The organism is Bordetella petrii, from assembly GCF_020991325.1.
Taxonomy (GTDB): Bacteria; Pseudomonadota; Gammaproteobacteria; order Burkholderiales; family Burkholderiaceae_B; genus Bordetella_A; species Bordetella_A petrii_E.
Map to the genome: position 1 here is coordinate 1 of NZ_JAJMLX010000089.1, position 15,689 is coordinate 15,689.

Annotated in this window: 15 protein-coding genes and 2 pseudogenes; 10 read left to right on the top strand and 7 right to left on the bottom strand. The window is 65.9% G+C overall.

Features of this window, described 5'->3' with window-relative positions:
- Positions 1 to 305, top strand: a 305-nt coding sequence (locus LPZ50_RS11160) for a YadA-like family protein (protein WP_230661373.1), incomplete at its 5' end; no start/stop codon positions are given.
- A 456-nt stretch (positions 306 to 761) separates the two neighbouring features.
- Here LPZ50_RS11160 and LPZ50_RS11165 read toward each other — a convergent pair.
- The 4 genes from LPZ50_RS11165 to LPZ50_RS11180 are packed head-to-tail and all read right to left on the bottom strand — an operon-like array spanning position 762 to position 3,855.
- Entirely contained in the window at positions 762 to 1,226 is a 465-nt protein-coding gene (locus LPZ50_RS11165; protein WP_230661375.1) for an HIT family protein, read from the bottom strand.
- Positions 1,223 to 1,684, bottom strand: a complete 462-nt coding sequence (locus LPZ50_RS11170; protein ID WP_230661377.1) for a GNAT family N-acetyltransferase — start codon at positions 1,682 to 1,684, stop codon at positions 1,223 to 1,225. Before LPZ50_RS11170 ends, LPZ50_RS11165 begins: the two co-directional genes overlap by 4 nt.
- 19 nt (positions 1,685 to 1,703) lie before the next feature.
- A complete protein-coding gene (gene pap / locus LPZ50_RS11175; protein WP_230661379.1) occupies positions 1,704 to 3,173 on the bottom strand; it encodes a polyphosphate:AMP phosphotransferase in 1,470 nt (489 codons plus the stop codon).
- Entirely contained in the window at positions 3,163 to 3,855 is a 693-nt protein-coding gene (locus tag LPZ50_RS11180) for a Crp/Fnr family transcriptional regulator (protein ID WP_230661382.1), read from the bottom strand. Before LPZ50_RS11180 ends, pap begins: the two co-directional genes overlap by 11 nt.
- A gap of 171 nt (positions 3,856 to 4,026) precedes the next feature.
- On the opposite strand from LPZ50_RS11180, the gene LPZ50_RS11185 reads away from it, so the two are divergent.
- From LPZ50_RS11185 to LPZ50_RS11215, 7 genes are all read left to right on the top strand, one after another.
- A complete protein-coding gene (locus LPZ50_RS11185) occupies positions 4,027 to 6,003 on the top strand; it encodes an AMP-dependent synthetase/ligase (RefSeq protein WP_230661384.1) in 1,977 nt (658 codons plus the stop codon).
- A 2-nt stretch (positions 6,004 to 6,005) separates the two neighbouring features.
- Complete coding sequence (locus tag LPZ50_RS11190; protein WP_230661387.1) at positions 6,006 to 6,803, top strand: ABC transporter ATP-binding protein; 798 nt, start codon at positions 6,006 to 6,008, stop codon at positions 6,801 to 6,803.
- A 12-nt stretch (positions 6,804 to 6,815) separates the two neighbouring features.
- Positions 6,816 to 7,745 carry a branched-chain amino acid ABC transporter permease gene (locus LPZ50_RS11195; protein WP_230661389.1) on the top strand — a complete coding sequence of 310 codons (930 nt, stop codon included), beginning with the start codon at positions 6,816 to 6,818 and terminating at the stop codon, positions 7,743 to 7,745.
- A gap of 10 nt (positions 7,746 to 7,755) precedes the next feature.
- Complete coding sequence (locus tag LPZ50_RS11200; protein WP_230661391.1) at positions 7,756 to 8,820, top strand: branched-chain amino acid ABC transporter permease; 1,065 nt, start codon at positions 7,756 to 7,758, stop codon at positions 8,818 to 8,820.
- A gap of 101 nt (positions 8,821 to 8,921) precedes the next feature.
- A complete protein-coding gene (locus tag LPZ50_RS11205; RefSeq protein ID WP_230661393.1) occupies positions 8,922 to 10,259 on the top strand; it encodes an ABC transporter substrate-binding protein in 1,338 nt (445 codons plus the stop codon).
- Positions 10,260 to 10,314: 55 nt separating this feature from the next.
- Complete coding sequence (locus LPZ50_RS11210) at positions 10,315 to 11,145, top strand: ABC transporter ATP-binding protein (RefSeq protein ID WP_230661395.1); 831 nt, start codon at positions 10,315 to 10,317, stop codon at positions 11,143 to 11,145.
- A gap of 49 nt (positions 11,146 to 11,194) precedes the next feature.
- Entirely contained in the window at positions 11,195 to 12,460 is a 1,266-nt protein-coding gene (locus LPZ50_RS11215) for a phenylacetate--CoA ligase family protein (protein ID WP_230661397.1), read from the top strand.
- A gap of 227 nt (positions 12,461 to 12,687) precedes the next feature.
- Here the strand turns inward: LPZ50_RS11215 and LPZ50_RS11220 are convergent, their stop codons facing one another.
- A complete protein-coding gene (locus LPZ50_RS11220) occupies positions 12,688 to 13,245 on the bottom strand; it encodes a LysE/ArgO family amino acid transporter (protein ID WP_230661399.1) in 558 nt (185 codons plus the stop codon).
- 121 nt (positions 13,246 to 13,366) lie between these two features.
- Between LPZ50_RS11220 and LPZ50_RS11225 the strand changes: the two genes are divergently transcribed.
- Together LPZ50_RS11225 and LPZ50_RS11230 are read left to right on the top strand one after the other, a co-directional pair.
- Positions 13,367 to 14,266, top strand: a complete 900-nt coding sequence (locus tag LPZ50_RS11225; RefSeq protein WP_230661401.1) for a LysR family transcriptional regulator ArgP — start codon at positions 13,367 to 13,369, stop codon at positions 14,264 to 14,266.
- A 47-nt stretch (positions 14,267 to 14,313) separates the two neighbouring features.
- Entirely contained in the window at positions 14,314 to 14,802 is a 489-nt protein-coding gene (locus tag LPZ50_RS11230; protein ID WP_230661404.1) for a copper chaperone PCu(A)C, read from the top strand.
- A gap of 7 nt (positions 14,803 to 14,809) precedes the next feature.
- On the opposite strand, the pseudogene LPZ50_RS11235 reads toward LPZ50_RS11230, so the two are convergent.
- Positions 14,810 to 15,436, bottom strand: a pseudogene (locus LPZ50_RS11235) (YggS family pyridoxal phosphate-dependent enzyme); the annotation flags it as partial.
- Positions 15,426 to 15,689, bottom strand: a pseudogene (locus LPZ50_RS11240) (substrate-binding domain-containing protein); the annotation flags it as partial. The pseudogenes LPZ50_RS11240 and LPZ50_RS11235, both read right to left, overlap by 11 nt.

Below are 15,689 nucleotides of genomic sequence, written 5' to 3' on the forward strand. Positions count from 1 at the left end.
AACTGCGCGCCGCCACCCAGGGCGCCGAGCAGGGCCTGTCGCGCCTGCGTTCGGACGTGCGCAGCATGAACCGCGAACTGCGCGCCGGCGTGGCCGCCGCCATGGCCACCGCCGGCCTGCCGCAAGCCTACCTGCCGGGCCGCAACATGGTGTCGCTGGCCGGCGGCACCTGGAATGGCGAATCGGGCTACGCCCTGGGACTATCGCGGGTGTCCTCCGGCGGCGGCTGGGTGATGAAGGCCGCCGCCAACGGTTCATCGCGCGGCGACGTGGGAGGGGCCGTGGGAGTCGGGTACCAGTGGTAAGGGGCCCGGATTCGGGTTTGGCAGATGGCGTGGCGGTTCTGGAAAGCGGTGGGTCTTTTTTCTTCTGGCGCCGCGGGGCGGGCAATGTTGATCGTTCCCTCATCGCCGGGAAAAGGCATTCGGTTGGTGGCTGATGGGGGCAAAGCCTTGTGGGAAGTGGCGCGGGGGGGTCTGGCTCCCGCCAGGGTGCCAGACACCGTCGTGTACCACGACAGTCTCAGTTGTACGGTGTCCGGCACCCTGACGGGAGCCGGACACCTGGTAGTGCCCGCAAAAACTCGCCGCGGCAGCTTAAGGTAGTGCCATGAGTGCCAGACCCCTGGAATCACAGTACCCCATGACATGCCAGTCAATGACCTCAGCCAGCCGCCGCGCGAATGGCGATTTTCGCCGCGGTGGGCGGCGGAAATCGCCGGCCCGCGCCGACGCCATAAGTACTACACCGAAATCAGCCCCTTACTGCCACAGCAGCGCGTTCATGGCCTCGCCCACCCGATTCCGGTAGCGCGGCAGCAGTTGCTGGATGCGGGCCTGCCGCGCGTGCCAGTCGTCCGATTCGGTGCCGGCCGCCACGCGCGGCGGCGCCCAGATGGCGTCGGGGAAGTGGCGGTCGCCGCGAAAGCGCGGAATCACGTGCCAGTGCAGGTGCGGCACCATATTGCCCAACGACGCCAGGTTGACCTTGTCGGGCCCCAGAATGTCGCGCTGCGCCTGTTCGATGGTGTACACGGCGCGCATCAGCATGTCGCGCCCATGGGTGGACAGGCTGGTCATTTCCGGCAAGTGGCCATTCCACACCACCCGCGTGAAACCGGGGTAGTCGGCATCGTCCACTTCAATGACGCGCAGATGCGTGCCACGCCATAGCAGGGTGCCACCGTCTTCACGGCACAGCGGGCAGTCGGGGTCGCGCGCGCTCACAGCGTTTTCCGGTACTGGATGAAGCCCGGACGATCGGCGATGCGGTCGTACAGCTGCATGGCATTGTGATTGGTTTCATGCGTCAGCCAGTACACCCGCGCGGCATTCACGGCACGGGCCTGGGCGTACACGTGTTCGATCAGGGCGCGGCCGTGGCCGCCGCCGCGCACGTCGGGCGCCACGAACAGGTCTTGCAGGTAACAGTAGTCGCCCGCCGTCCAGCACGAGCGGTGCAGCACCCAATGCACCATGCCCACGGCCCGGCCGTTGTCAAAGGCCAGCGCCGCATGCATGGGCTCGGCCGGATCCAGGAAGCGTTCCCAGGTAGTGCGGGTGACAGCGTCGGCGATGTCGACGTTGTAGAAGGCCTGGTACCCCTTCCATAGGGGCAGCCACACGTCGAAGTTGGCCTGGGTAACGGGGCGGATGTCGGCGGGCTGCCTGGCGGAGGATGTCATGGCGTTTCGGGTGTCAGGGTCAAAGGGCGTCTTCGAGCGCGGCGACGATATGGCGCAGCACCTGGATACGAGCATAACGCTTGTCATTGGATGGCACGACATGCCAGGGCGCCCGCTGGGTATCGGTGCGCGCCAGCATGTCGTTGACCGCGGCGGCATAGGCGTTCCATTGCTTGCGGTTGCGCCAGTCTTCGGCGGTGATCTTGAAATGCTTGAACGGCGAACGTTCCCGTTCGCGGAAGCGGCGCAACTGTTCGTCGGCCGTGACGGCCAGCCAGAATTTCAGCACCACGGCGCCGTGGTCGGCCAGCTGGCGCTCGAAGTCGTTGATCTCGCCGTAGGCACGGCGCCAGGCAGTGGGGGCGGCCAGGCGTTCCACGCGTTCGACCAGCACGCGCCCGTACCAGGATCTGTCGAAAATGGCGATGCGCCCCTGCCGCGGCAGCCGGCGCCAGAAACGCCATAAATAAGGCCGCGCCAGTTCATGCGGCTGCGGCGCGCCGATGGGGCTGATGTCGAACTGCCGCGCGTCCAGGGCGCGTGTCACGCGCCGGATGGTGCCGCCCTTGCCGGCGGCGTCCTGGCCTTCGAATACCAGCACCAGCGTGCGCTTGCGAAAGGCATCCGACCGAACCGCCCGGGCCAGCCGCCCCTGCAGCAAGCCCAGTTCGGCCTCGTACTCGGTTTTGTCCAGGTGCGATTCATAGTCGACGTCGTCCAGCCGGCGCACCTGGCGTGGCGGCCTGGTGGCGGGCTCGACGAATTCGGGCGGCACGCGCGGAATGCTGCGCTGGCGCAGCGCGGCCAGCACGGTTTCGCTGGTGCGCACCGCGCGCAGCGCTTCGTCGGCGCTGGGAATGATGGTCCAGGGCGCATGCGCGCCGTGGGTCAGGTCGATGGCCAGGCGGCCGGCATCGCAGACCCGGTCGAATTTCTTCTGCACCCGGCGGTCGTCGCGCGTCACCTGCCAGGCGGTCTCGGGGCTGGCCAGCAGGCGTTTGGTGCGCGCCGCCTGCGCCTTCGCCGACAGGTGATACCAGAGCTTGACGACCTGCACGCCGTCGGCGGCCAGCATGGCCTCGAACCGGCGTATGGCCTCGGCATGCGCTTCGATGCGGCGCTGGCGCGGTTTCTTGCGCACGGCTTCGCGCAGCAGCGGCACGTACCAGGACCCGAACACGATGCCGGTTTTGCCCTTGGCCGGCATTTCGTTCCAGTAACGCCACAGGGGAGGGCGTTCCAGTTCATCGGCCTCGGGCGCGCCGAAACCCAGGGTGTGGATGTGGCGCGGGTCCATCCATTCGTTCAGCAGATTGATGGCCGCGCCCTTGCCGGCGCCGTCGATGCCGGCCACCACGATCAGCAGTGCGCGGTCGGCGCGTTCCAGCATGTTGTACTGGGCTTTCAGCAAGGCGGCACGCAGCCGCGCTTCCTGGGTTTCGAATTCTTCCTTCGACAGTGTCGGGTCGGCCTGTGCCTCAGTGAACATGGGTGGTGTCTGCCCCATAGTGTTTCAGTCCTTCCAGGTCCAGCACCCGCACCGCGCCGTATTCCACCTGCAGCAGGCCGGCTTCTTCCAGCTTGCCCAGCGCCTGGTTGGCCCGCTGCCGCGATACCCGCGCCAGGTAGCCCACTTCTTCCTGGGTAATGGCCAGCCGCATGCCCATGCCGGGGTACAACAAAGGGTTGAACAGCTCGGCCAGGCAGCGCGCCACGCGAGCGTCCGGGTCCAGCAGGCGGTCGTATTCGGCCTTGCCGATGAACTGCGCCACGCGTTCGTTCAACTGATGCAGCAAATAACGGTTGAACGGGATGCTGGTGTCCAGCAGCCAATCGAAGGTGGCCGCCGGCAGGCGCGCCACCACCGAATCGCGCAATGCCACCACGTCGTACTTGCGCACTTCGCGCTTCAGTAGCGACCCTTCGCCTATCCAGCCCCCGGCGGGCACGCCCGTCAGCGATGCCACCTTGCCTTCGGCATTGCCCACGGATACCTTTACCAGGCCGGCCAGCACGCCGATCCAGGCCTGCGCAAGCTCGCCTTTGCGTTCTATGATCGTGCCAGCCTGTGCCGGCTGCACTGCAATATCCCGTTCCACGCGCGCTTGCTGCTCGTCGGTCAAGACGCGGAACCAGGCCGCGGCAAGGTGCAGGGAATCGGCTAGCTGCATCGGGAATACCCTAAATGTTCTTGGAATGTCGCAATCGTGACAGTCGGCGGGAACCCAAGCTTATACCTTAACTACTGCCGTATATCGATAGAACTGGTCAAGTGCCGCCCCGGTGTTCATGCCGCCAGCTTGAATGCCAACAGGGGCGGCCCCCAAACCGGAGGAGACAACGTGGCGCAAGTACAGCCTGCAACCGGCACTACGCCGGCCGCGCCCGGCACCTTTCCCGGCCTGCTGCTGCAGCATGCCGGCGTACGCGGGTCGCGGCCCGCCATACGCGAGAAAGACCTGGGCATCTGGCAAACCCTGACCTGGAGCGATGTCGCTCATCACGTCAGGCTGGCCGCGCATGGCCTGGCCGCGCTGGGCATTTCCCCCGGCATGCACGTCGCCGTCATCGGCGAGAACCGTCCGCGCCTGTATATAGCCATGATGGCCGCGCAGGCGCTGGGCGCGATTCCGGTGCCGCTGTACCAGGACGCCGTGGCCCAGGAAATGGTCTACGTGCTGCAAGATGCCAGCGTCAGCGTGGTGGTGGTGGAAGACCAGGAACAGGTCGACAAGATGCTGGACGTGCGCGGCCAGTGCCCCGACCTGGCCCACGTCATCTACGACGACCCGCGCGGCATGCGCAACTACGCCGACCCCATGCTGCGTTCGTATGAACAGCTGGAGGCCGTCGGCCGCGAGCATGCCGATGCCAATGCGGGCTTTTTCGACCAGGCCGCCGCCGCCGTGCAGCCGCATGACGCCGCCGCCATGTTCTATACCTCGGGCACCACGGGCAAGCCCAAGGGCGTGGTGCTGACCCATCATGCCCTGATCGACCGGGCCCGCGCGGTGGCCCAGATGGAACAACTCACCGACCGGGAAGATGTACTGGCCTACCTGCCGCCGGCCTGGATCGGGCAGAACATGTTCTCGTACACCCAACTGCTGGTCAGCGGCTTTACGGTGAACCATCCGGAATCGCCCGAGACCGTGTCGATCGACATGCGCGATATCGGCCCCACGTACTATTTCGCGCCGCCGCGTGTACTGGAAGAGCTGCTGACGCACGTCATGATCCGCATGGAAGATGCCGGCCGCATCAAGCGCTCGCTGTTCCGTGCCTGCATGAACCTGGCGCGGCGTGTCGGGGTGCGTATCCTGGACGGCGAGCCGGTCGGCGCGTGGGACCGTCTGCGCTACGCGCTGGGCAATGTGCTGGTGTACGGGCCGCTGCGCAACGCGCTGGGCATGAGCCGCGTGCGGGTGGCCTACACGGCGGGCGAGGCCATCGGGCCCGATCTGTTCGTGTTCTACCGGTCCATCGGCATCAACCTGAAGCAGTTGTACGGGTCTACCGAGACCTCGGTGTTCGTGTGCGTGCAGCCCGATGGCCAGGTGCGCGACGACACCGTGGGCGCGCCCGTCAGCGGGGTGGAGATCCGCGTGGCCGAAAATGGCGAAATCCTGGTCAAAAGCCCGGGCCTGTTCAAAGAGTATTACCGCAATCCGCAGGCCACCGCCGAGGCGCGCGATGCCGAAGGCTGGTTCCACACTGGCGATGCGGGCTACCTGGATACCGACGGCCAGCTGAAGATCATCGACCGCGCCAAAGACGTGGGCAAGCTGGCCGATGGCAGCCTGTTCGCTCCCAAGTACCTGGAAAACAAGCTCAAGTTCTTCCCGCACATCAAGGAAGCCGTGGCCTTTGGAGCCGGGCGCGACCACGTGTGCGCGTTCGTCAACATCGACCTGGAAGCCGTGGGCAACTGGGCCGAGCGGCGCGGCCTGCCTTATGCCGGCTACACCGACCTGGCCGGCAAGGACGAGGTGTACCAGCTGGTGGGCGAATGCATCGAGAAGACCAACGCCGACCTGGCGGGCGATCCGAAGTTGTCCACCTCGCAGATTTCGCGCTTCCTTATCCTGCACAAAGAACTGGACCCCGACGACGACGAGCTGACCCGCACGCGCAAGGTGCGGCGCGCTTTCATCGCCCAGAAATATGGTGTCCTGGTCGATGCGCTGTTCGCCGGCCAGGACACGCAGTACATCGAGACCGAGGTGAAGTTCGAGGACGGCCGCACCGGCAAGATCGCCGCCGACCTGAAAATCCGCCCGGTCAAGACCTTCCCTTCCATTACCGCCCAGGCCGCGTAGACATGAGCCAACCAGACCGCGAGCAGCGCATCGGCAAGGTCATGCTCGACCTGCAGAATATCTCGCTGGCGTTCGGCGGCGTGAAGGCGCTGACCGATATTTCGTTCAATGTGCGCGAACACGAGATCCGCGCCATTATCGGCCCCAATGGCGCCGGCAAGAGCTCGATGCTGAACGTCATCAACGGTGTGTACACGCCGCAAAAGGGTGGCATCGAATTCGAGGCCCGGCGCTATACGCGCATGAATCCGCGCCGCGTCGCCGAGATGGGCATTGCCCGCACCTTCCAGAACCTGGCCCTGTTCAAGGGCATGAGCGTGCTGGACAACATCATGACGGGCCGCAACCTGCGCATGAAATGCGGCCTGCTGTCGCAGGCGCTGCGCTGGGGCCCGGCCGAACGCGAGGAAATCCGCCACCGCGAATTCGTCGAGAACATCATCGACTTCCTGGAAATCCAGGCCCATCGCAAGACGCCCGTGGGCCGCCTGCCCTACGGCCTGCAAAAGCGCGTGGACCTGGGCCGCGCGCTGGCCATGGAGCCGCGCCTGCTGCTGCTGGACGAGCCCATGGCGGGCATGAACATCGAAGAAAAGCAGGACATGAGCCGCTTCATTCTGGATGTGAACGATGAGTTCGGCACCACCATCGTGCTCATCGAACACGACATGGGCGTGGTCATGGATATCTCCGACCGCGTGGTGGTGCTGGACTACGGCAAGAAAATCGGCGACGGCAAGCCCGACGAAGTCCGGGCCAACGAGGCGGTCATCCAGGCCTACCTGGGCGTTTCGCATTAACAAGGCAAAGACATGGGATTTTTCCTGGAAACCGTGTTTGGCGGCCTGATGAGCGGCATGCTGTATGCGCTGATCGGCCTGGGCTTCGTGCTGATCTTCAAGGCATCGGGCGTGTTCAATTTCGCGCAGGGCGCGATGGTGCTGGTGGCGGCGCTGTCGATGGCGCGCTTTTCGGAATGGATTCCCGCCTGGCTGGGTTTCGAGAACCTGCTGCTGGCCAATGTGCTGGCCTTCATCTTCAGCGCCGTACTGATGTTCCTGCTGGCGGTGGCCGTGGAACGCTATGTGCTGCGGCACTTGGTCAACCAGGAGGCCACCACCTTGCTCATGGCCACGCTGGGCATCAGCTACTTTCTTGACGGCCTGGGCCAGATCGCCTTCGGCAGTTCGGTGTACAGCATCGACGTGGGCATGCCGAAAGAGCCCGCCTTCATTCTGGAATCCATGTTCGAAGGCGGGGTGCTCATCAACCTGGAAGACCTGACCGCCGCCGTGGTGGCCGCCCTGCTGGTGGCGGCGCTGGCGCTGTTCTTCCAGTACACCAGCACCGGGCGCGCGTTGCGCGCCGTGGCCGACGATCACCAGGCGGCGCAATCCATCGGCATTCCGCTGAACCGCATCTGGGTCATCGTGTGGAGCGTGGCCGGCCTGGTGGCGCTGGTGGCCGGCATTATCTGGGGGTCGAAGTTCGGCGTGCAGTTCACCCTGTCGACGGCGGCGCTGCGCGCCTTGCCGGTGGTGATCCTGGGCGGCCTGACGTCGGTGCCGGGCGCCATCATCGGCGGCCTGATTATCGGCGTGGGCGAGAAACTGTCGGAAGTCTACCTGGGTTCGCTGGTGGGCGGCGGCATTGAAATCTGGTTCGCCTACGTGCTGGCGCTCGTGTTCCTGCTGTTCCGCCCGCAAGGGCTGTTCGGCGAGAAAATCATCGACCGGGTCTGAGGAAAGCTATATGTTCTATCGCGAAAACGGCCAATTCAAGACCGGCTATCGCGCCGACCAGCAGATCTTCCCGATCCGCCAGGACCGCATTTTCATGGGCCTGCTGCTGGCCGTGGCCTTCGTGGCGGTGCCGCTGCTGGCCAGCGACTACCTGTTGCGGGCCATCCTGATTCCCTTCCTGATCCTGGCGCTGGCCGCCGTGGGCTTGAACATCCTGGTGGGGTACTGCGGCCAGATCTCGCTGGGCACCGGCGCGTTCATGGCGGTGGGCGCCTATGCGGCCTGGAATTTCGGCGTGCGCTTCCCGGGCATGCCGCTGGTGCTGCAGCTATTGCTGGGCGGCTGCTTCGCCACGCTGGTGGGCGTGCTGTTCGGCATCCCCAGCCTGCGCATCCGCGGGCTGTATTTGGCCGTGGCCACCCTGGCCGCGCAGTTCTTCGTGGACTGGGCCTTTCTACGCATTCCGTTCTTCACCAATTACTCCTCGTCCGGCAGCGTGTCGGTGCCGGCCCTGACGGCCTTCGGCCTGCCGGTGCAGACGTCCACGCAGCGCTATCTGTTCGTGCTGCTGATCGTGGTGGTGTTCACGCTGCTGGCCAAGAACCTGGTGCGCGGCGCCATTGGTCGCCAATGGATGGCTATCCGCGACATGGACGTGGCCGCCGCCGTGATCGGCATCCGGCCCATGTACGCCAAACTTACCGCCTTTGCCGTCAGTTCGTTCATCGTGGGCGTGGCCGGCGCGCTGTGGGGCTATATCCACCTGGGTTCATGGGAACCGCTGGCCTTCGACCTGGCGCGTTCCTTCCAGCTGCTGTTCATGGTGATCATCGGCGGCCTGGGGTCCATCATGGGCAGCTTCTTCGGCGCCGCATTCATCGTGCTGGTGCCGGTGGCGCTGACCAACGTGCCGCATCTGCTGGGGCTGTCGCTATCGGTGGATACGGCGGCGCACATCGAGCACATGGTGTTCGGCGCGCTGATCGTGTTCTTCCTGATCGCCGAGCCGCACGGGCTGGCGCGGCTGTGGACCATCGGCAAGGAAAAGTTGCGCATCTGGCCTTTCCCGCATTGATATCCGGCCGCCGTGCCGGCATGAGCGGCGCGGCGGCCATTTCGACTACCCGGCTTCAGACCGGGCCAATCCTGGTGTCAAACACACCAAGCAGGAGGTAAATGGAGATGAAGCGTCTTAACCTGAAGTGGGCGGCGGCCATGGTCGCCGCAAGCGGCGCGTTGACCGCAATCGCCGCGCCGGCACTGGCAGCCGAAGAGCAGTTCGTTCCGCTCTTGGTGTACCGCACTGGCTCGTTCGCGCCGCTGGGCATACCGTGGGCCGACGGCAAGCTGGATTACCTGAAGCTGGTCAATGCGCGCGACGGTGGCGTCAACGGCGTGAAGATCACTTATGAAGAATGTGAAACCGCCTATGCCACCGACCGCGGCGTGGAATGCTACGAGCGCCTGAAGTCCAAAGGCGGCGGCGCGTCGGGCTTCGACACGCAGTCCACCGGCATCACCTTCGCCGTGACCGACAAGGCCATGGCCGACGGGGTGTCGGTCGAGACCATGGGTTACGGCCTGTCGCAATCGGTGGATGGCAGCGTGTTCGAATGGAACTTCCCGCTGCTGGGCACCTACTGGACCGCCGCCGACGTGATGATCCAGGACATCGCCAAGAAAGAAGGCGGCATGGACAAACTCAAGGGCAAGAAGATCGCCCTGGTGTATCACGATTCGCCGTACGGCAAAGAGCCCATTCCGCTGTTGCAGAAGCGCGCCGCGGCGCAGGGTTTCGAACTGCTGCTGTACCCGGTGACCGCGCCCGGCGTGGAACAGAAATCCACCTGGCTGCAGATCCGCCAGGCGCGCCCCGCGTACGTGCTGCTGTGGAGCGCCGGCATCATGACGCCCACCGCCATCCGCGAGGCGCAGGCCAGCGGCTATCCGCGCGACAAGATGTATGCCATCTGGTGGGCGGGCTCGGAGGGCGACGTCAAAGACCTGGGCAGCGTGGCCAAGGGCTATAACGCCATCACCATCCACAACAGCGCGGCCACCGGCAAGGTCTACGAAGACCTCAAGAAGTATGTGTACGACAAGGGCCAGGGCAGCGATTCGTCCGCCAGCAATACGCTGAACACCATTGCGCACACGCGCGGCATGATGATCTCCATGCTGCAGGTGGAAGCCATCCGTACCGCGCAGGAGAAGTACGGCAAGGGCAAGCACATGACGCCCGAGCAGGTGCGTTGGGGTTTCGAGAACTTGAACCTCACCCAGGAACGCCTGAACGAGCTGGGCTTCGGCGACATCATGCGCCCGGTCAAGACCTCTTGCAGCAACCACATGGGCGACGACTGGGCCCGCATCGTCCAGTGGGACGGCAAGGAGTTCAAGGTGGCGTCCGACTGGTACCAGGCCGACAAGACCATGACCGGACCGCTGGTGAAGGAAGCCGCGGCGAAGTATGCCAAAGAGAAGAACATCACCCCGCGCAAGTGCGAAGGCTGATGTGAACCGGCCGCCGGCGCCGTGTGCGCCGGCGGCCACCTGTGCAGGAATTGCCATGACCGCTGCAACCGCTGCCCCTCCCGACAAGACGCTGCTCGACGTGAACGGCATCGAGGTCATCTACAACCACGTCATCCTGGTGCTCAAGGGTGTGTCGCTGCAAGTGCCGGAAGGCCGCATCGTGGCACTGCTGGGGGCCAATGGCGCGGGCAAGACCACCACGCTGCGCGCGGTGTCGAACTTGCTGAAAGGCGAACGGGGCGATGTGACCAAGGGCTATATCCAGTACCGCGGCCAGCGCATCGAAAAACTGTCGCCGGCCGAACTGGTGCGGCGCGGCGTGGTGCAGGTGATGGAGGGCCGCCACTGCTTCGCGCACCTGACCATCGAAGAAAACCTGCTGACCGGCGCCTATACCCGCGACCTGAACCGCGGCGACACCACGGCGGCCCTGGAACGGGTGTACCAGTATTTCCCGCGGCTGAAGCAGCGGCGCGCCAGCCAGGCTGGCTATACCTCGGGCGGTGAACAGCAAATGACCGCCATCGGCCGCGCGCTGATGGCCAACCCCAACATGATTCTGCTGGACGAACCGTCCATGGGCCTGGCGCCGCAGATCGTCGAGGAAATCTTCGAGATCGTGCGCGACCTGAACCAGCGCGAGCGCGTCAGCTTCCTGCTGGCCGAGCAGAACACCAACATCGCGCTGCGATATGCCGATTACGGCTACATCCTGGAAAACGGCCGCGTCATGATGGACGGAGCGGCCGGTGACCTGGCGCGCAACGAGGACGTGAAAGAGTTTTACCTGGGTATTGCCAGCGGCGAGCGCAAGAGCTTCCGCGACCACAAGTTCTACCGGCGCCGCAAGCGCTGGCTGGCCTGATTCCGGCGTTTTTCATCCGCCCAACCGGTATCCCGAAGAGTGCGATCCCATGCCTGCGTTTTTTGATGCACTGGAAACCCGCGCGCCCGAGCAGCGCGAACGCGACCTGATGGCGGCGCTGCCGGAGGCGGTAGAACGCGCCATGGCGGGCGCGCCGGCCATTGCCGAGCAATTGCACGGCATCGATCCGCGCGGCGTGAACTCGCGCCAGGCGCTGGCCCGCCTGCCTGTGCTGCGCAAGCACGAGCTGCTGCACCAGCAACAACACAATCGGGCCGCTTCCGGGCCGACCGGCGCCGCGAAGGCGTTCGGCGGGTTCTCCACCATAGGCTGGGGACAGGCGCTGCGTGCGTTCGCCTCGCCAGGCCCCATCTACGAGCCGGAAAGCGGGCGCGCCGACTACTGGCGCTTCGCCCGCGCCTTGTATGCCGCCGGTTTCCGCCGTGGCGAACTGGCCTACAACTGCTTTTCGTACCATTTCACGCCCGCCGGTTCCATGATGGAAACCGCCGCGCATGCCGTGGGCTGCACGGTGTTCCCGGGGGGCACCGGGCAAACCGAACAACAGGTGCGCGCCATCCTGGACCTGGCGCCCAGCGGCTATACCGGCACCCCCAGCTTCCTGAAGATCATCCTGGAGAAAGCCGACGAGCTGGGCGTGCAACTGCCTTCGCTGCGGCGCGCCCTGGTATCCGGCGAAGCGTTTCCGCCCTCGCTGCGCGACTGGCTGGCCGCGCGGGGCATCGACGGCTACCAGGCCTACGGCAGCGCCGACCTGGGCATGATCGCTTTCGAGACCGAAGCGCGCGAAGGGTTGGTGGTGGGCGAGGACATCATCCTGGAAATCGTGCGTCCCGGCACCGGCACGCCGGTGCCCGACGGCGAAGTGGGCGAGGTGGTGGTCACCACCCTGAATCCGGACTACCCGCTGATGCGCTTCGGCACGGGCGACCTGTCGGCCATCCTGCCCGGCGCTTCGCCCTGCGGGCGCACCAATATCCGCATCAAGGGCTGGATGGGCCGCGCCGACCAGACCACCAAGGTGCGCGGCATGTTCGTGCATCCCTCGCAGGTAGCCGATGTGCTGGCCCGCCACCCCGAAATCGTCCGCGCCCGCCTGGTGGTCAGCGGGCGCATGGGCACCGACCGCATGGTGCTGCAGGCGGAATCGCGCGACCAGTCGGAAGCCCTGTCCGAACGCATCGCCGAATCGGTTCGCGACGTGACCAAACTGCGCGCGGATGTGCAATGGATGGACGCGGGCAGCCTGCCCAACGACGGCAAGGTCATCGACGACGTGCGGTCGTATGAATAGTGAGCCTGGTAACGGACGCTAAAGGAGCTTAAGCCGCCGTGGTTTGCCGGGTGTCTGGCACCGCTGTGCGCCACGACAGTCTTAGTTGGACGGTGTCTGGCACCCTGACGGGAGCCAGACACCTGGTAGTGCCGGCGAAAACTCGACGCGGCAGCTTATCGCCGGGTGTCTGGCTCCGCAGGTGCCAGACACCGTCTGTGTCGGGCACGGCATGAAGCCGTTGCCCTTCAGGCCAGCCCGTTATACGCCAGCTTGGCCGCCAGCGCCGCCATGACCAGCGCGATGGCGCCGTCCAGCACCCGCCAGGCGCGGGCATCTTCGAACCACGGCGCGAACAGCCGCGACCCGATGCCCAGTACGGCCAGCCACACGATGCTGGCCGTAAGGGCGCCGGCGGCGAAGGCCAGACGCGCCTGGTCGAAGCCGTGCGCCAGAGACCCCACCACCATCATGTCCAGCCAGAAATGAGGGTTCAGCAGCGTGAAGCCGGTGGCCGCCAGCAGCGCCGCGTACCAGCCCAGGAACGCCACCCCGAACCAGAGAATGGCCTGCGTCAGCCAGGGAAACCATTCCGCCACCGCTTGCAGCCCCCAGACGCTGGCGAAGATGAACACCGCGTCGATCGCCGCGCACAGCACCAGCACGCTGAGCAGATGCGCGCGCATCAGGCCCTGCCGCAGGATGAAGGCACTTTGCGCGCCCACCACGGCAAACAGGCCCAGCCCGGTGGCGGTGCCGCTGGCCCAGGCGGTGAACAATGCGGGAAACGAAGCAAGCGTGAACATGAACAGGTGGTCCGGAAATGCAGCGCCGCGGCGATATGCCGCGGCCAGGGCTGCATTCTGGCTTGCCTGGCGGATGAAATACAGCTAATTTTCTTTAACCTGATTAAGTAATACTAAACCAATGAAAATCGACCACGGCAATCTGCGCGCCCTGGCCGCGGTGGTGCGCGAGGGCAGCTTCGAACGCGCGGCCGCCGCGCTCAGCGTCACGCCCTCGGCGGTGTCGCAGCGGGTCAAGGCACTGGAAGCGCGCATCGGCCGCCTGCTGGTGCAGCGCACCGTGCCCGCCGTTGCCACGCCAGACGGCCAGGTGCTGGTGCAGTTGGCGGAGCAGGCCGCCCTGCTGGAACACGACGCGCTCGACCGCCTGGGCCTGGAAGGCGACGCCGTGCCGCACGCCAGCATTGCCGTGGCGGTCAACCACGACAGCCTGGAAACCTGGTTCATGGACGCGGCCCGGCTGTTCGCCGAACGCAGCCGAGCCACGCTAGACCTGCAGTCCGAAGACCAGGACCACACCGTCGCGCTGCTGCGCAATGGCTCGGTGCTGGGCGCCGTGACGGCCCTGGCCGATCCGGTGCAGGGCTGCCGCATTCACCCGCTGGGCAGCATGCGCTACGTGGCCACCTGCACGCCGGCCTTCCATGCCCGGCATTTCGCCCAAGGGGTCAATGCGCGCAGCCTGGCCGCCGCGCCGGTGCTGGTGTTCAACCGCAAAGACGCGCTGCAGGCACGCTTCGCGCGCAAGGTCATGGGCAAGGCGCCCTGGCAGCCGCCGGTATGGTGGCTGCCTTCGTCGCGGGCCTTCGTGCAGGCCACACTGGACGGCCTGGGCTGGACAATGAACCCGCTGCCCATGATCCGCGACGACCTGGAATCCGGCCGCCTGGTGCCCCTGCGGGCGCGCGCCACCGAAGACGTGCCGCTGTACTGGCAGCACTGGCGGGTAAACTCGCAGGCTATGGAAGCCTTGACCCAATCGGTCCTGGCGGCCGCCGGCACCTTGGTCCGGCGGCGTTAACCCGCCGCGCTCGACCGCGGGCCGGCAGCATCACGGAGGTGTCTTTCATGAAAATCCGTCAATGGGCGCTGCTTGCCGCGCTGGGTCTGTGCACGGCCACGTCGGCCTGGGCGCGCGACTACAAGGTCGGCCAGGTCGAGATCGACGACGTCTGGGTGCGCGCCTCGGCGCCGGGCCAGGCCAACGGCGCGGGTTACATGGACATCGACAACGATGCCAAGGCGGCCGATCGCCTGGTGTCCGTCACGTCCGATGCCGCCGAGCGCGTCGAACTGCATGCGGTGCAGAACGAAAACGGCGTGGCCCGCATGCGCCACCTGCCCGATGGCGTGCCCGTGCCGGCCGATGGCGAAGTCAAGCTGGCGCCCGGCGGCTACCACGTCATGTTCATGAAGCTGAAGCAGCCCTTCACCGAAGGCGCAGAAGTGCCGGCCACGCTGAAGTTCCAGAACGCCGGCGAAGTCGCCGTGAAGTTCAAGGTCATGCCCATCGGCCACAACCCGGGCGGCGGGCACACCATGCACATGAAGCACTGATTCCTGCCTACGCGTAGTCCCGCGCCCCGAAAATCGCGCTGCCGATGCGCACCTCGGTGGCGCCTTCTTCGATGGCGGTCTCGAAATCGCCGCTCATGCCCATCGACAGGCGGTCCAGCCGCACGCCGTCGATGTCTTCGGCTCGCAGCCGGTCGCGCAGTTCGCGCAAGGCGCGAAAGCAGGCGCGCACGGCTTCGGGGTCGTCCGATTGCACCGCCAGCGTCATCAGCCCCTGTACCCGCAGCGCCGGGCATTCGCGCGCCACCCAGCGCAGGAAACCGGCCACCGCGTCCGGCTCCATGCCGTGTTTGCTGGGTTCGGGCGAGGTTTTCACCTGCACCAGCACATCCAGCGTGCGGGCTTCGGCGTCCAGGCGGCGCTGCAGGGCCTGGGCCAGTTCGGGGCGGTCCAGCGACTGCACTTCGGCCGCATCGCGCGCGGCGTCTTTGGCCTTGTTGGTTTGCAGGTGGCCGATCAGCACCCATTGGATACCCAGGTCCGCCAGGGGCTCGAGCTTCTGGCGGATCTCCTGGGTCTTGTTCTCGCCGAAGCGCTGGAAGCCCAGCGCGGCCGCCGCGCGCACCGCTTCCGGGCCGAAGGTCTTGCTTACCGGCAGTAGCGCCACGCTGCCCGGTGCCGTATGCGTCGACCGATACGGTCGTGATGGCAGGGTGGCAGCATGCGGCCACTTCGAAATTCCCGAAGCCGGCCACTGCGATGTCCGCGGGCACGGACAGGCCGCGCCGGTGGCATTCCATGATCGCGCCGAATGCCGACATGTCGCTGACGCACATCACGGCATCGGTGTCCGGCCACTGCGCGAGCAGCGCCGCCATCGCGGGCCCGCCGTGGCTCATGGTGATCGGCGATTCGCCGAGCCGCACGAC